This window comes from Massilia eburnea (genome assembly GCF_009720745.1).
Taxonomy (GTDB): domain Bacteria; phylum Pseudomonadota; class Gammaproteobacteria; order Burkholderiales; family Burkholderiaceae_D; genus Rugamonas; species Rugamonas eburnea.
On sequence record NZ_WNKX01000002.1, the window covers coordinates 126,659 to 140,506 of the forward strand.

Below are 13,848 nucleotides of genomic sequence, written 5' to 3' on the forward strand. Positions count from 1 at the left end.
TAACATGAGGCTGTCAATGTGACCCCGGCACCTGAAAGGATAGACCATGAGCCAGCGTATCAACTACTTCCAACAATCCCCGGAACTCGTCAAGAAGATGATTGAGCTCGGCAATGCACTGGAGTCCAGCAGCATCGAACAATCGATTCGCCATCTGGTGGAAATTCGCGCCTCGCAGATGAACGGCTGCGCCTTTTGCCTGGACATGCACATCAAGCAAGCCCGCATGCACGGCGAACGGGAACTGCGCTTGCACCATCTGGTGAACTGGCGTGAGTCGCCCCTGTTTGAACAGCGCGAACGCGCCGCGCTGGCCTGGACCGAGATCCTGACCAGAATTCCTGAACAGGGAGTCCCCACAGATGTCTATGAGCGCGTACGTACGCAATACTCGGAAAAGGAATTGTCCGACCTGACCTTCGTGATCATGTCCATCAACGCATGGAACCGCGCCAATATAGCCTTCACGCTGGTGCCGGGTTCGTTCGACAAGAATTTCGGCCTGGACCAATCCGGCCTGGTATAAGGAGCTTGAAATGAAAATCGTAATTATCGGCGGCACTGGCCTGATAGGCAGCAAAGTAGTCGCCATCCTGAGTGGCAAGGGTCATGCAGTGATTGCCGCCTCACCCAAAGGCGGTGTAAATGCGGTCACGGGCGAAGGCCTGGAAGATGCGCTGGCAGGTGCGGATGTCGTGGTCGACGTAGCCAACTCGCCCTCCTGGGCTGACGACGATGTAATGGCCTTCTTCACTGGATCTAGCCGCAACCTGCTGGCGGCTGAATCACAAGCGGGCGTGAAGCATCACGTGGCGCTGTCCATCGTCAACGCAGAGCGCATGCCAAATAGCGGCTACATGCGTGCCAAGGTCGCGCAGGAGAATATCATCAAGGATGGCCGAATTCCCTACACCATCGTGCGCGCCACCCAATTCATGGAATTCATGGCCGGGATCGGGCAAGGTTCAGTGGTAGAGGGGGCGATTCGCCTGTCGCCCGCGCTGATCCAGCCTATCGCTTCGGACGACGTCGCTGCGGCAGTAGCCGAAGCGGCCATTGCGGCGCCGCTTAACGGCACCGTGGAAGTGGCAGGTCCTGAACAATTCCGGCTCGACCTGATCGTCGGCCGCGCACTGGCGGCAATTGGCGAAACGCGCGCTATCGTCACCGATCCGAAAGCGCTGTACTTTGGTACGGAACTGGATGATACGAGCTTGGTGCCCGCATCCAACTCAAAAGTCCGCCTCGGCAAACTGCGTTATGACGATTGGCAGAGGCAATGAGCTCGGCCATTTCTGGGAAGTGGCAGTCGGCATCTGCGGCCAGTCCGCTGCGGCGCGCGATCTTGCGGGCGACAACGCCATTGGGGCCCTCACTCCAGCCGCAACTGCCAATAGCTGACGTCGATCCAGCGGCCGAACTTGCGGCCGACTTCCTTGAAGGCGCCAACAGGCTGGAAGCCCATTTTTTCGTGCAGGCCCACGCTGGCCTCGTTGGGTAACGCCACCCCGCCAATCACCAAGTGCACACCGCTTTGGCGCAGCAGGTTGAACAGATGCTGGTACAGCCTGCGCGCAAGGCCTTTTCCGCGCGCCGCCTGATGCAGGTAGATCGAACTCTCGACCGAAAAGCGGTAGGCGGAGCGTTCTTTCCATTTGCTGGCGTAGGCATAGCCGAGGATGTTGCCTTCCTGCTCCAGCACCAGCCATGGAAGCTTGGAAGAGATGACTTTCGCGATGCGGCTGGCCATGTCGTCGATGCCGACTTCCGCTTCCTCGAAAGTGATGGTGGTGGTAGCGACGTAGTGGTTGTAAATTGCCGCGATCGCGGCGGCATCGGCCGGGTGGGCTGAGCGGATGGTGGTCATGAGCGCTTCGGTAAAGTGAATGATCCAAGCGTTACAGCAAGATGCGGGCCAGCCGTCGGCCGGCCCCGTGCACCAAATTAGTCCATCCAGTGCACCACTTCGATCGTATGCTGGTCCGGATCGGTGATCATGGTCCCAAAATAGCGCTCGTTGACGTCAGGACGCAGGCCCGGGGCGCGCAGCGAGGCCGCACCTTGCGCGATGGCGTTGGCGTGGAAGGCGTGCGTCGCCAGCTGCGACTTGGCCCTGATGGCGATATGGCCGCGCTGTCCCACCAGGGGCGCGTCGCCTTGCGCCGGATAGATGGCGAAGGCCCAGTGGCCGTCTGCGCCGAAGATGGCCTGTCCAGCGTCCTGGTGCTGCACGCTGTAGCCGAGCGGCTCCAGGCAAGCCTTGTAGAATTCCACGGCGCGCGGCAGGTCGCAGGTGGCGATGGATACGTGGTCAATCATGATGCTCTCCTTTCAAACGACGAGCGCTCATCTTAGGCAGTCCGAGTGGAACGGTTTCCCGATTTCACACAGGCCAGTGGGAAATTTTTTCACTTAGCTTTATGCTAAGCTCACTTCTTCATGCGCGAAGGAGCGGAGAACAATGAGCTTACTCGTACTGCTGGCAGCTGCCGCCGTTGGCGCCGCCGGCGCCGATGTCGACCCTGATCCGGCTTGGCTCTGCACTGGGAAGTACTATGGGGCCTTCGTTTCCCCATCCGGCACCTCGGCCAAATGGCCCGTGCTGAAATCCTTGCCGGAACATCTGCGCGGCAAAAGCACCATCTTGCTTGCCACCCCGGGCGCATACGCCGGCGGCAAGTCGCACGTGATGTATGCGGATACCAAGAGCGGCAAGGCTTATATCGAGCAAGCCGCCGGGACGCTGGATTCCGTGGTGATCTTCGGCCCCTTGCCAAAGATCCCCTGTAGCGATCCCGCGGCCACCGACATCCTCGATCTTGCGCAGTTCTTCATGCGCACCTACGCCGACGACCTCGCCGCAGGCGACCGTAAGGCACTTGCCAACCGCTATTCCCGGCGGGGCACCATCTTCATTGGCGGAGAGTGGAAGGAAGAAGTTCCGTTCGACAAACTGTCGAAGGAATATGCGAGCAGCTGGAAACCGCCCGTCATGTTCCATTGGCAAGGATTAGCATTCGAAAAGATCGGCGACCAGGCGGTGATGATCACCGGCGGCGTCGCGCGTAGCGATCAGACCGGCGCAGCATCGACCTCGCACTCTTACGCCGTTCTGCTGGTCAAGGAAGACGGCGTGCTGCGCATCCGTATGGAAAGCGGAGCGCCACCAGCCAGGCCACAGCTCAGCCAAAGGTAACAAATTAATCTGATGCGTCACCAGACTATTGATCTATCATCAGCATATGGCGATCTCATTACTGCTTGCAGCAGCGCTAGGCTCTGCACCCGTTGAGCCGGACCCGATCTGGCGCTGCACAGCCGCGCACTACGGCCACTTCGTGTCGCCGTCCGGCACGCAGGAAAAATGGCCCACCGTGCCCAAGCTGCCAGAGCATCTGCGCGACACACGCCAGATCAACCTCAATTCCCCCGGCATGCTGCCCGGCGGCCGTGCACACATGATGTACATCGACACCGCCGCCAAAGTCGTCTACATCCTGCAGACTTCCGGCCCGCCGGAATCCGAAGTCGTGTTTGGTCCGCTGCCTCCAGTCGATTGCCCTAAAGAGTGACAGCGCAGCAAGCATTCCGGTCCGCAGTCCTCGTGCTCGCGCACTACGAGTAAGCACCATGCCGACTATTCTCACGCACGCCGCGATCCCGCTGGCACTCGGCTTCGCGCTCGGACCGCGACGCATTTCACGCAAGCTGCTTATCGCAGGAATGCTTGCTTCGATGATGCCTGACCTGGACGTCATCGGACTCAAACTCGGCATCGAGTACGGCGACCAATTCGGCCATCGGGGGGCTTCGCACTCGATCGTATTTGCGCTTGCATTGGGCATGCTGGCGGCCCTGTTTGCACCATGGTTGCATGCGGGCCGACGGACCGCAGCGGCCTTTGTAGCGTTCGCCTGCGTCTCGCATCCATTGCTTGATATGTGCACAACCGGCGGCCTAGGTGCGGCGCTTTGGTGGCCGCTATCGGAGCAACGAATGTTCTTCGCCGCGCAGCTCATCAAGGTTTCTCCTTTGACCGCGGATCGCTTCTTCGGCCCTGGCGGTGTCGCGGCCATCAAATCCGAAATTCTCTGGGTCTGGCTGCCATGTTGTGCGGTGATGCTGGCAGCCTGGGATCGGAGAACGCAGCTTCCTTCTTTCCACGTAACGCAACATGGCGTCTTCAAACCGATCGCCATGACCCGCGAGCTGGGTCTCTATGCCATCGGGGCTGCGCTGGCCCTGTTCTATCACTTCGCGGGCAACGGCCATTTGCTGGGGGCCGTTGGCATGTTCGTGGCCATGGCAATCATGCGCTGCTTCCAGATGCGCAAGCTCGGGCCGGATGGCGAGCCGATCGTCGCCGTCTTGGAACACACCCTGCTATTCCGAAATCCAGGATTCAGGCAAACAGTGGAAGCCATGCCCCTTGCAGAGATAGATCAGCTTAAAGTCTACGGCCAGCAGGGAAATCGGCACTATCGGTTTCTGCTTGCAGGGCAGGACGCGAAGGACCTTTCCCTGATGCAGAACAAGGATGCAGAGCAGGCCGTGATCGCATTCCTTGAAAAGACCCTGCCAGGGAAAGTCATCGTTGCCAAAGCGCCGCAGACATTCTTTGAAAAAGTACGCGGAGAGCAAATGTAATGCAAGCTCAAAGCGTCAGCTTGGTCTCGAACTTCGAGCAGTTCATGGCGAACAGGCTCTTGACGTTGATGACGTTGTGGTGGGAGGTGAAGACGCGGCGGGTGAAGGCGCTGTATTCTTCCATCGATTCCACTGTGACGATCAGGTGGAAGTCGAATTCGCCCGCCACTTCGTAGCAGGACATCACCTCCGGTTCGGAGCGCATGCGGTGCTCGAATTGCTTGAGGATGTCGGTGTTCTGCTTTTCCAGTTCTACCGACACGAAGACCGTCAGCGGGCGGCCAGCCAGCGCGCGATCGACCAGTGCGACCGCTTTCACCAGTACGCCGTCGGCGCGCAGCTTTTCGATGCGGCGCTGACAGGTGGCGACCGACGAATGCACGCGCTCTGCGATTTCGCGCAGCGGCGTGCTGGCATCTTCTTGCAGGATATTGAGGATGCCGCGATCGATCCGGTCCAGTTCCCTCATGCGAGATGGCGCAGCGGATGCGCCCAGGCCGGCCAGCATGGCTCGAAGAAGCGGGCCACCATCTCGGGTGAGACCTCGGCCAGCGTAGCGGGATTCCACTTCGGCTGGTTGTCCTTGTCGATCACCAGCGCACGCACGCCTTCATAGATTTCTCCGTGCTCGAAGTTGCGGCGCACGAGGTTGCGCTCCATGCGCAGGCAATCGGACACGCCCGATGCGGCGCCGCGCTTGAGCAGTTCGTGGGTCACGCACATCATCAATGGCGAACGCAATTCCATCGCTTTCAGGGACTTCTGCGCGAACGGATGGCTGTCGCCGCGCAGCGATTCCATGATGGCGGGCACCGAGCCTGCCGAGAAATGCTGGTCGATCAGCGCGCGTTGCACTTCCAGCTCGCTGTCCCCAGCAAAGGCGTTATGCGGGCCGGCGAAGACGGCAATCGCGTCGCGCAGAGACTTGCCGGGAGTGGATTCGACCAGCGCGGTCAGCGCGGCCAGTTCGGTCTCCGGCACGAAGTAGTCGGCCAGGTCCAGGTAAAGCGCATCGGCAGCGCCGACGGTCAGGCCCGTCAGGCCCAGCCACATTCCCAACTGGCCGGGCGCATGCGACAGGAAGTGGCTGCCGCCGACGTCCGGGAACAGGCCGATATTCACTTCCGGCATGGCCATCTTGGTGCGGCCGGTGACGATGCGTACGCCGCAATCCGGACCGCCCTGGGCGATGCCCATGCCGCCGCCCATTACCACGCCATCCATCAGCGCCACATAAGGCTTGGGATAGAAATGGATCAGGTGGTTGAGCGCATATTCTTCGGTGAAGAAGTCCTCCAGCAGTGCGCTGCCGCCTTGGGTGCTGGCGCGGCCGACATCGTGGAAGAAGCGGATATCGCCACCGGCGCACAAGGCGCGCTCGCTGCTGCTGCGTACGACCACCGCGGCCACGGACGCGTCGTCGCGCCAATCCAGCAGCGCCTGGGTCATTGCGCGCACCATGTCGAGGGACAGGGAATTAAGGGCCTTGGGGCGGTCCAGCGTGATGAAGCCGGTGCCGTTGGAGATATGGGTTTGGACGTGTTCGCTCATGCAATTATTTTAACCGCAAAAAAGGGCGCCAATTGCGCCCTTTGGTGTGCTACACGGCCAGTCCTTTATATGGCGGTGGGTGGTGCTTCGTACGTATCCGGGAAATGCTTGATGGCCGCATGATTGTGGTTCTGCACACGGTCTTTGTACTTCATGACCTGGCGATCCAGTTTATCAATCAGGGTGTCGATGGCGGCGTAGAGATCTTGCGACAGGCTTTCGACGTAAACAGTTTTGCCAGACATGCGCAGGTTGATTTCCGCTTTCTGGCGTTTCTCTTTCTCGGTGAGGTTATCTACAGTCAGGATGACAGCAATATCGATTACTTGATCGAAATGGCGCTTGACTCGTTCCAGCTTGTTCTGAACGTACTCGCGAATGGCCGGGGTCACTTCGACATGATGTCCACTGATGGTGAGATTCATACACACTCCTAAAGATGATGTCGCTCTCGAGTTCGTACGCGCCGTGGCGCACAGAGGAACCCATGCACTGCACTACAAAGATTTGCGGAGGCTTACCGGAGGGATTTTCAACGCTTCTCGATATTTGGCAACAGTCCGTCGCGCAATCACCATGCCTTGTTCTCCCAGCATGTCCGCAATCTTACTGTCGGATAAAGGATTTTTCGGGTCTTCTGCTCCTGTCAATTGCACGATCAGTGCCCGTATCGCGGTCGATGAAGCCTCACCCCCAGCTTCGGTCGCGACGTGGCTACCAAAGAAATATTTCAACTCAAACATGCCATGCGGGGTGAGCATATATTTTTGAGTTGTTACGCGAGAAATAGTGCTCTCGTGTAGTCCCAGTGTATCAGCAATTTCACGCAACACAAGGGGCCTCATGGCGACCGCGCCATGGCTGAAAAAATTCTTTTGTCTTTCTACTATCGCTTCCGCTACGCGCAGGATGGTGTCAAAGCGCTGGCGCATATTTTTGATCAGCCATTTTGCTTCCTGCAGCTGGCCGTTCATCTGCGACTCGCCCTTGCCCTGCTTGAGCAGGTTGGCGTACAGCGCATTCACGCGCAGGCGCGGCACCACATCGTTATTGAGCGTGACCAGCCAGCCGTTGCGGCCCTTCTTCACGATCACGTCGGGCACGACGTAATCGGATTCGCCGGACGCGAACTCGGCGCCCGGATGCGGATTGCACTGGCGGATCACGCACTGCGCCTCGCGCAAGTCTTCGTCGTCGCAGTCGAGCGCTTTTTTCAGCTTGTTGAATTCGCGCTGGGCGAACCAGGTCAGGTATTTCTCCACGATCAGCAGGGCCATGCGGCGCGTCACCAGCGGTACGCCGGGCATGCGCTTGATCTGCAGCGCCAGGCACTCCGAGGCATTGCGCGCAGCGACGCCGGGCGGGTCGAAGCTTTGCAGCAGCACCAGGCTGCAGCGCAGGTCATCCAGTTCGATTTCCAGCTCGGGCGGCAGGCGCTCATGGATTTCTTCCAGCGGTTCTTCCAGGTAGCCGTTGTCGTCCAGTGCGTCGATGATCATTTCCATCAGGGCACGGTCGCGCGGCTCCTGCACCGTCACGCGCATCTGTTCCAGCAGGTGTTCACGCAGGGTGCAGCCGGAGGCTTCCAGCTGCGGGCGGCTGTCTTCGTCATCGGCGGACTTGCTGCCGGAGCTGCTGCTCCAGTCGCCATCGTCGCCGCCGTTGCTGCCTTCGCCTTCGCCGCCTTCATAGCCTTCGCCTTCGGCGGCGGCCGCCGTTTCGCCGCCTTCGCCTGGCGGGCCTTCTTGCGCAGGCGTGGCGGGACCTTCCGCGCCATTGCCGCTGCCCTGGCTGATGGCGCCATCGGCCAGCAGGCGCACCGAGTGGTCGAGCGGATCGTCGAGGCGCTCCAGCATGGGATTGTCGCCAAGCAGCTGTTCCAACTCCTGGTGCAGCTCCAGCGTGGACAGCTGCAGCAGGCGGATGGATTGTTGCAGCTGCGGCGTCAGCGCCAGGTGTTGCGAGGTTCGCAGTTGCAGTGTTTGTTTCATGACTTTCGCTTACATGCGGAAGTGTTCGCCGAGATACACGCGGCGCACGGATTCGTTGGCAATGATGTCGTCAGGACGTCCTGAAGCCAGCACAGCGCCCTGGTTGATGATGTAGGCGCGGTCGCAGATGCCGAGGGTCTCCCGCACATTATGGTCGGTGATCAGCACGCCGATATTGCGCTCCTTCAGGAAACGCACGATTCGTTGGATTTCGATCACGGCAATCGGGTCGACACCGGCGAACGGTTCGTCCAGCAGCACGAAGCGCGGGTTGGTGGCCAGGGCGCGTGCGATCTCCACGCGGCGCCGCTCGCCGCCGGAGAGGGACAGGGCCGGGTTCTCGCGCAGCTTTTCGATCTGCAGGTCCGCCAGCAGCGCTTCCAGGCGCTGGTCGATCTCGGCCTTGCTGAGCGGCTTGCCGTCGACCCTCTGGATCTCCAGCACGGCGCGGATGTTCTCTTCCACCGTCAGCTTGCGGAACACCGACGCTTCCTGCGGCAGGTAGGACAGGCCCAGCGTGGCGCGCTTGTGGATCGGCAGGCTCGACACGTCGATGCCGCCGATATCGATGGTGCCGGCGTCGGAAGCCACCAGGCCCACGATCATGTAAAAGGACGTGGTCTTGCCGGCGCCGTTGGGGCCCAGCAGGCCAACCACTTCGCCGCAGTCGACTTGCAGCGAGACGTCGTGCACTACCTGGCGCTTGCCATAGGTTTTCTGGAGGCCGCGCACGACCAGCGTGCTTGCACAGGAATTTGCTTGCATGCTTACTTCTTCTCCGGCGAGGTAGGAGGCGTGGTGAGTGGCGTCGTGGCAGGCGTGGCCGGCTGCGCGGCCGGCTTGGCAGCTGGCGGCGTGGCAGGAGGTTCGGTGCGCGATGGCTGGATCACCATGGTGCCGCGGCCGCCGCCCGGCTTGCTCTCACCGGTGGCGGTATTGCGCACGCTGAAGAATTCCTTCCGGCTGTCATAGGAGATGAACTCGCCCTGCACTTCGTCGTTCTGCTTGCCGCCTTCCAGGCGACGGATCGTGGCCTTGGCGAACATCTTCACCAGCTCGGCCTGCTCGTCGTATTCGATGCGGTCGGCGTCACCCTCCACCCACTGGTCGCCGGCGCCGTCGCGCTTCTGGCGGAAGGTCGCTTTTTTGCCGTCGCCAAACAGGGTCACCTGCTGGAAGCCTTCCGGCGACTGCTTGACGAAGGCGCGTTCGGCCGTCATTTTCAGGGTGCCGCGCGTGAGCACGACGCCGCCATTCAGCACCGTCACTTGCTTGACATCGTCAATGTCGAGCGAGCCATAGCTGATGTTGGTCGGTTTGTAAGAATCGGCCTTTTCTGCCAGTGCAGGCTCGGCTACGCAAAGCAGCAGGGCGGCCGACAACAGTAGTCGTTTCATTTTCATTCCTTTTTATTGTGCCTTGGGCGGCAGCACCAGCGTGCCGGCGCCTTGCAGGTGAACTTCGCGCGTTGCATTGTTGGCGCGCATGCTGTTGGCGGTGGCAGTCGCGTCGCCGAGTTTCATTTTCACGGGCAGGTCGGTTTCCATGCGATCCTCGTCGGGGAAGACCACCAGTTTTTCCGTTGCCATGTGCATGGCTTGCGCATCCGGCGCCGCCGCGCGGTCGATGGTGACGGTGCCGTTCAGGGTGACGCGGCTATTGCCCTGGTCCACGCGCGCCGTTTGCGACAGGATTTCCATCGGCGGCTTGTCGCTGGCCAGGCTGTGCACGCGCGGCTTGTCGATCACCGACGAATCGTCGATCGGACGGTGCGTCAGCTTGTCGCCGGCAATGATGTAGCTTGGCTTGCCCTCCTTCGACATGTGCACGAAGGAGAAGTTTTCGATGATGTAATCGGGCTCATTGGCACGCTTGTCGGCCTGAATCTGCTCGCCCGCCCGGTTCAGCAACTGGAGCAGGTAGAAGCTGCCGAGCGCCGCCGTCAGCACCAGGACCATGCCGACTGAAAGGCGGAAGCGGTGGGCTATCCTCTGGTTGCGCATCGCTTGCTCCTCTTACACCAGGAACTGCGCCATGACGCGTTCGTAATTGCCGGTAGCGTGCAGCACGAATTCGCAGGCTTCGCGCACCGCGCCGCGGCCGCCCGCCGCTTCGGTGATGTAATGGGCGTGCTGCTGCGCTTCCTTGCGGCCGTTCGGCACGCTCACGGCAAAGCCGACGCGGCGCAGCAGGGGCAGGTCCACCACGTCGTCGCCGATGAAGGCGACCTGCTCTTCGCCCAGGCCCAATTCGTTCAGCAGGGCTTTAAATGGGGTCAGCTTGTCGTGGCCGCCCTGGTGCACGTATTCGATGCCCAGGTCCTTGGCGCGCGCCAGCACGATGGGGGTGCGGCGCGCGCTGATGATGGCGGTCTTGATGCCCGCTTCCTGCAGCAGCTTGATACCCAGGCCGTCGTGCACATTGAAGGTCTTGACCGTTTCACCGTCGGCGCCATAGGTCAGGCTGCCGTCCGTCAGCACGCCGTCGACGTCGAAGATGAACAGGCGTACCTTGGCGGCGCGGGCGGCCAGGTCTTCGCTCTTGATACTCATCAGATCACCTTGGCGCGGGTCAGGTCGTGGATGTGCAGCGCGCCGACCAGCGTGCCGTCCGGGTCCACCACCAGCATCTGGTTGATGCGGAATTCTTCCATCACCGCCACGGCGTCCACCGCCAGCTGGTCGGGGCCGATCGTGCGCGGGTTCAGGTGCATCACGTCCTTGATCACGACCTTGGTGAAGTCCTGCACCTTCTCGATCATGCGGCGCAGGTCGCCGTCGGTGAAGACGCCGACCGGCTTGTTGCCGGCGTCGACAACGGCGGTCATGCCCATGCCCTTCTGGGTGATTTCCAGCAGGGCGTCCGGCAGGCGCGTCTCCAGGCCCACAGCCGGGATGGCGGCATCCTTGCGCATCACGTCGCGCACATGGGTCAGCAGGCGGCGGCCCAGGGCGCCGCCAGGATGGGAGCGGGCGAAATCTTCTTCCTTGAAGCCGCGCAGCTCCAGCAGCGCCACGGCGATCGCGTCGCCCAGCGCCAGCGTGACGGTGGTGGAAGCGGTCGGGGCCAGGTTCATCGGGCAGGCTTCCTTGGCCACGGAGACGTCCAGGTGCACGTCGGCCAGCTTGGCCAGGCTCGAGGTCGGCTTGCCGGTCATGGCGATCACGTGGCCGCCCATGCGCTTGACCACCGGCAGGATGGCCATCAGTTCGGCCGCTTCGCCGGAATAGGAAATGGCGATCACCACGTCTTCCGGGGTCACCATGCCCAGGTCGCCGTGCGCCGCTTCGGCCGGATGCACGAACAGGGCCGGGGTACCGGTGGATGCCAGCGTGGCGGCGATTTTCTTGCCGATATGGCCAGACTTGCCGATGCCGGAGACCACCACGCGGCCCTTGCATTGCAGCAACAAGGACACGGCCTGGCCCACGGTCTCGTCGTTGGCCAGGCGCGCGTTCAGCGCGGCCAGGGCGTCGGTCTCGATCTGCAGGGCCTCGCGCGCCAGTTCCAGGGCGCGGGTTGCGGTCTTGGCATCAAAAGATTTCAGCATTGTTTTTTCATGGGTTACACTCATGCCCGAAGTATAGCCGAATTAGATAAGCAAAAAACTTGCCAGACGAAACAACAACGGATGTTCACACCCCTTGAACTGACCCTCCTCCTCCTGGGCAGCGCCGTGTTAGGCGTGGTGGCCTTCCGCATGATGCATTTACCGCCGATGCTGGGCTACCTGGCTGTCGGCATCCTGCTCGGCCCCCACGCCATGGGGCTGGCCGAGCAAAGCCACGCCACCGAGCTGCTGGGCGAATTCGGGGTGGTGTTCCTGATGTTCTCGATCGGACTGGAGTTCTCCCTGCCCAAGCTGAAGGCCATGCGCTCCGTCGTGTTCGGGCTGGGTATGGCGCAGGTGGTGCTGACCATTGCCGCCACCATGGTGTTTGGCTGGATCATCCACTTCATGCTGCCGGCCTCGATCCACCTCGGCTGGCAGGCCTCGTTTGCACTGGGCGGCGCGCTGTCCATGTCCTCCACCGCGATTGTGGTCAAATTGCTCACGGAACGGCTGGAACTGGAAAGCGAGCATGGGCGCAAGATCATCGGCATCCTGCTGTTCCAGGATTTGGCGGTGGTGCCGTTGCTGATCCTGATTCCGGCTCTGGCCCAGAATCCGGCCGACCTGCCCAAGACCCTGGGCCTGGCGGCGCTGAAGGCAGCCGTGGTGCTGATCCTGCTGCTGTTCCTGGGCCAGAAGGTGATGCGCAAGTGGTTCACCATTGTCGTGCTGCGCCGCTCGCAGGAACTGTTCATGCTCAACCTCCTGCTGGTGACGCTGGGTGCGGCCTGGATCACCGAGCAGGCCGGCCTGTCGATGGCGCTGGGCGCCTTTGTGGCGGGCATGCTGATTTCCGAGACCGAATACAAGCACCAGGTGGAAGAGGACATCAAGCCCTTCCGCGACGTGCTGCTTGGCCTGTTCTTCATCACCGTCGGCATGCTGCTCAATGCGCGCGTGGTGCTGGAGAACTGGTGGCTGGTGCTGGTGCTGTTGACCGGCCCGGTGCTGCTCAAATTTGCCCTGATCGCGGGCCTGGCGCGCCTGTTTGGCGCCTCCACCTCGACTTCCATGCGTACCGGCCTGGCACTGGCGCAGGCGGGCGAATTCGGCTTCGTGCTGCTGAACGTGGTGGGCGGCATGCAGCTGGTCGATCCCTTCGTGGTGCAGGTGGTGCTGGCCTCGATGGTGCTGTCGATGCTGCTGGCGCCCTTCCTGATCGAGCATTCGGACAAGATCGTGCTGAAGTTCTCCGCCAACGAATGGATGATGCAGTCGCTGAACCTGACCAATATCGCGGCGCGCACGATGTCGGCGCAAAAGCATGTGATCGTGGCGGGCTTTGGCCGCTCCGGCCAGTCGCTGGCGACCCTGCTGACTGAGGAGAAAATTCCTTACCAGGCGCTGGACCTGGATCCGATGCGGGTGCAGGAAGCGCAGAATGCCGGCGCCAACGTATCCTACGGCGATGCGGCGCGGCGCGAGTCGCTGGTGGCGGCGGGCATCAAGCGGGCGTCGGCGGTGGTGATTACCTATGCTTCGACGCCCTCCGCATTGAAGGTGCTGCACCTGGTGCACGAGCTGGCGCCGGAGTTGCCGGTGATCGTGCGCTCGCATGATGATTCGGACCTCGACCGGCTGAAGGAAGCCGGCGCGGCGGAGGTGGTGCCTGAGCTGATGGAGGGCTCGCTGATGCTGGCTTCCCATGCGCTGGTGATGCTGGGCGTCCCGCTGCGGCGCGTGGTGCACCGCGTGCAGCGCGCGCGTGAGGAGCGGTATGCGTCTTTGCGCGGCTACTTCCACGGCGCCAGCGATAGCGGCGAGGAGGCGGAGATGGTGCGCTTGCATTCGGTGCCGCTGGGGGAGCAGGCTTCTTGCATCGGCAAGTGCGTGCGGGACTTGCGGCTGGATGAAAACGGCGCTGAGATTTCGGCGATCCGGCGCGGCAAGACGCGGCTGGAGGCTGAACCGGGCATGACGCTGGAAGCTGGGGATGTGGTGGTGTTGCGCGGCACGGCGGAAGAGGTGGCGCGCACGGAAAGCGATTTGCTGGCCTGAACCGGTAAACCGTTGCCTGACCCACGGGGTCAGACATCGGGGTACCGG

At 61.6% G+C, this 13,848-nt stretch carries 17 protein-coding genes; 6 read left to right on the forward strand and 11 right to left on the reverse strand.

The annotated features are described in order from the left end of the window. Nucleotides 1–46: 46 nt before the first annotated feature. Both GM658_RS03055 and GM658_RS03060 read left to right on the forward strand, forming a co-directional pair. A complete protein-coding gene (locus GM658_RS03055; protein ID WP_155452549.1) occupies nt 47–526 on the forward strand; it encodes a carboxymuconolactone decarboxylase family protein in 480 nt (159 codons plus the stop codon). Between the two features lie 10 nt (nt 527–536). Continuing rightward, nucleotides 537–1,283, forward strand: coding sequence for an SDR family oxidoreductase (locus tag GM658_RS03060; RefSeq protein WP_155452550.1), 747 nt, complete (start codon nt 537–539; stop codon nt 1,281–1,283). An 89-nt stretch (nt 1,284–1,372) separates the two neighbouring features. On the opposite strand, the gene GM658_RS03065 is transcribed toward GM658_RS03060, so the two are convergent. Next, nucleotides 1,373–1,867: an arsinothricin resistance N-acetyltransferase ArsN1 family B gene (locus tag GM658_RS03065; protein WP_155452551.1), complete on the reverse strand. Its 495-nt coding sequence runs from the start codon at nt 1,865–1,867 to the stop codon at nt 1,373–1,375. Between the two features lie 77 nt (nt 1,868–1,944). Next, the gene (locus GM658_RS03070; RefSeq protein ID WP_155452552.1) at nt 1,945–2,319 is read right to left on the reverse strand and encodes a VOC family protein; all 375 of its coding nucleotides are present in this window, start codon (nt 2,317–2,319) and stop codon (nt 1,945–1,947) included. A gap of 142 nt (nt 2,320–2,461) precedes the next feature. On the opposite strand from GM658_RS03070, the gene GM658_RS03075 reads away from it, so the two are divergent. The 3 genes from GM658_RS03075 to GM658_RS03085 are packed head-to-tail and all read left to right on the forward strand — an operon-like array spanning nt 2,462 to nt 4,647. After that, nucleotides 2,462–3,196, forward strand: a complete 735-nt coding sequence (locus GM658_RS03075; RefSeq protein WP_155452553.1) for a hypothetical protein — start codon at nt 2,462–2,464, stop codon at nt 3,194–3,196. A gap of 46 nt (nt 3,197–3,242) precedes the next feature. Next, the gene (locus GM658_RS03080) at nt 3,243–3,572 is read left to right on the forward strand and encodes a hypothetical protein (RefSeq protein ID WP_155452554.1); all 330 of its coding nucleotides are present in this window, start codon (nt 3,243–3,245) and stop codon (nt 3,570–3,572) included. A 58-nt stretch (nt 3,573–3,630) separates the two neighbouring features. Next, complete coding sequence (locus tag GM658_RS03085; RefSeq protein ID WP_155452555.1) at nt 3,631–4,647, forward strand: metal-dependent hydrolase; 1,017 nt, start codon at nt 3,631–3,633, stop codon at nt 4,645–4,647. Nucleotides 4,648–4,654: 7 nt separating this feature from the next. Here GM658_RS03085 and GM658_RS03090 read toward each other — a convergent pair whose 3' ends face one another. The 9 genes from GM658_RS03090 to GM658_RS03130 all read right to left on the reverse strand — a co-directional run bounded on the left by GM658_RS03090 (nt 4,655) and on the right by GM658_RS03130 (nt 11,739). Beyond that, on the reverse strand, nt 4,655–5,116 hold the full coding sequence (locus tag GM658_RS03090) for an Lrp/AsnC family transcriptional regulator (RefSeq protein WP_130315875.1): 462 nt from the start codon (nt 5,114–5,116) through the stop codon (nt 4,655–4,657). Beyond that, nucleotides 5,113–6,198: an enoyl-CoA hydratase/isomerase family protein gene (locus tag GM658_RS03095; RefSeq protein WP_155452556.1), complete on the reverse strand. Its 1,086-nt coding sequence runs from the start codon at nt 6,196–6,198 to the stop codon at nt 5,113–5,115. Before GM658_RS03095 ends, GM658_RS03090 begins: the two co-directional genes overlap by 4 nt. A gap of 65 nt (nt 6,199–6,263) precedes the next feature. Beyond that, nucleotides 6,264–6,623: a ribosome hibernation-promoting factor, HPF/YfiA family gene (hpf, locus tag GM658_RS03100; protein ID WP_155452557.1), complete on the reverse strand. Its 360-nt coding sequence runs from the start codon at nt 6,621–6,623 to the stop codon at nt 6,264–6,266. 72 nt (nt 6,624–6,695) lie between these two features. Next, entirely contained in the window at nt 6,696–8,189 is a 1,494-nt protein-coding gene (locus tag GM658_RS03105) for an RNA polymerase factor sigma-54 (protein WP_155452558.1), read from the reverse strand. A gap of 9 nt (nt 8,190–8,198) precedes the next feature. Further along, nucleotides 8,199–8,954 carry an LPS export ABC transporter ATP-binding protein gene (gene lptB, locus GM658_RS03110; protein WP_155452559.1) on the reverse strand — a complete coding sequence of 252 codons (756 nt, stop codon included), beginning with the start codon at nt 8,952–8,954 and terminating at the stop codon, nt 8,199–8,201. A 2-nt stretch (nt 8,955–8,956) separates the two neighbouring features. Beyond that, nucleotides 8,957–9,586, reverse strand: a complete 630-nt coding sequence (gene lptA, locus GM658_RS03115) for a lipopolysaccharide transport periplasmic protein LptA (protein WP_155452560.1) — start codon at nt 9,584–9,586, stop codon at nt 8,957–8,959. A gap of 12 nt (nt 9,587–9,598) precedes the next feature. Further along, nucleotides 9,599–10,192 (reverse strand): LPS export ABC transporter periplasmic protein LptC, encoded by a 594-nt coding sequence (gene lptC / locus GM658_RS03120; RefSeq protein ID WP_155452561.1) that lies wholly within the window; start codon nt 10,190–10,192, stop codon nt 9,599–9,601. Nucleotides 10,193–10,204: 12 nt separating this feature from the next. Further along, nucleotides 10,205–10,741: a KdsC family phosphatase gene (locus GM658_RS03125; RefSeq protein ID WP_155452562.1), complete on the reverse strand. Its 537-nt coding sequence runs from the start codon at nt 10,739–10,741 to the stop codon at nt 10,205–10,207. Beyond that, nucleotides 10,741–11,739 carry a KpsF/GutQ family sugar-phosphate isomerase gene (locus GM658_RS03130; protein WP_211841806.1) on the reverse strand — a complete coding sequence of 333 codons (999 nt, stop codon included), beginning with the start codon at nt 11,737–11,739 and terminating at the stop codon, nt 10,741–10,743. The genes GM658_RS03125 and GM658_RS03130 overlap by 1 nt, the downstream gene beginning before the upstream one ends. An 81-nt stretch (nt 11,740–11,820) precedes the next feature. On the opposite strand from GM658_RS03130, the gene GM658_RS03135 reads away from it, so the two are divergent. Next, the gene (locus GM658_RS03135) at nt 11,821–13,800 is read left to right on the forward strand and encodes a monovalent cation:proton antiporter family protein (protein WP_155452564.1); all 1,980 of its coding nucleotides are present in this window, start codon (nt 11,821–11,823) and stop codon (nt 13,798–13,800) included. Nucleotides 13,801–13,848 lie beyond the last annotated feature (48 nt).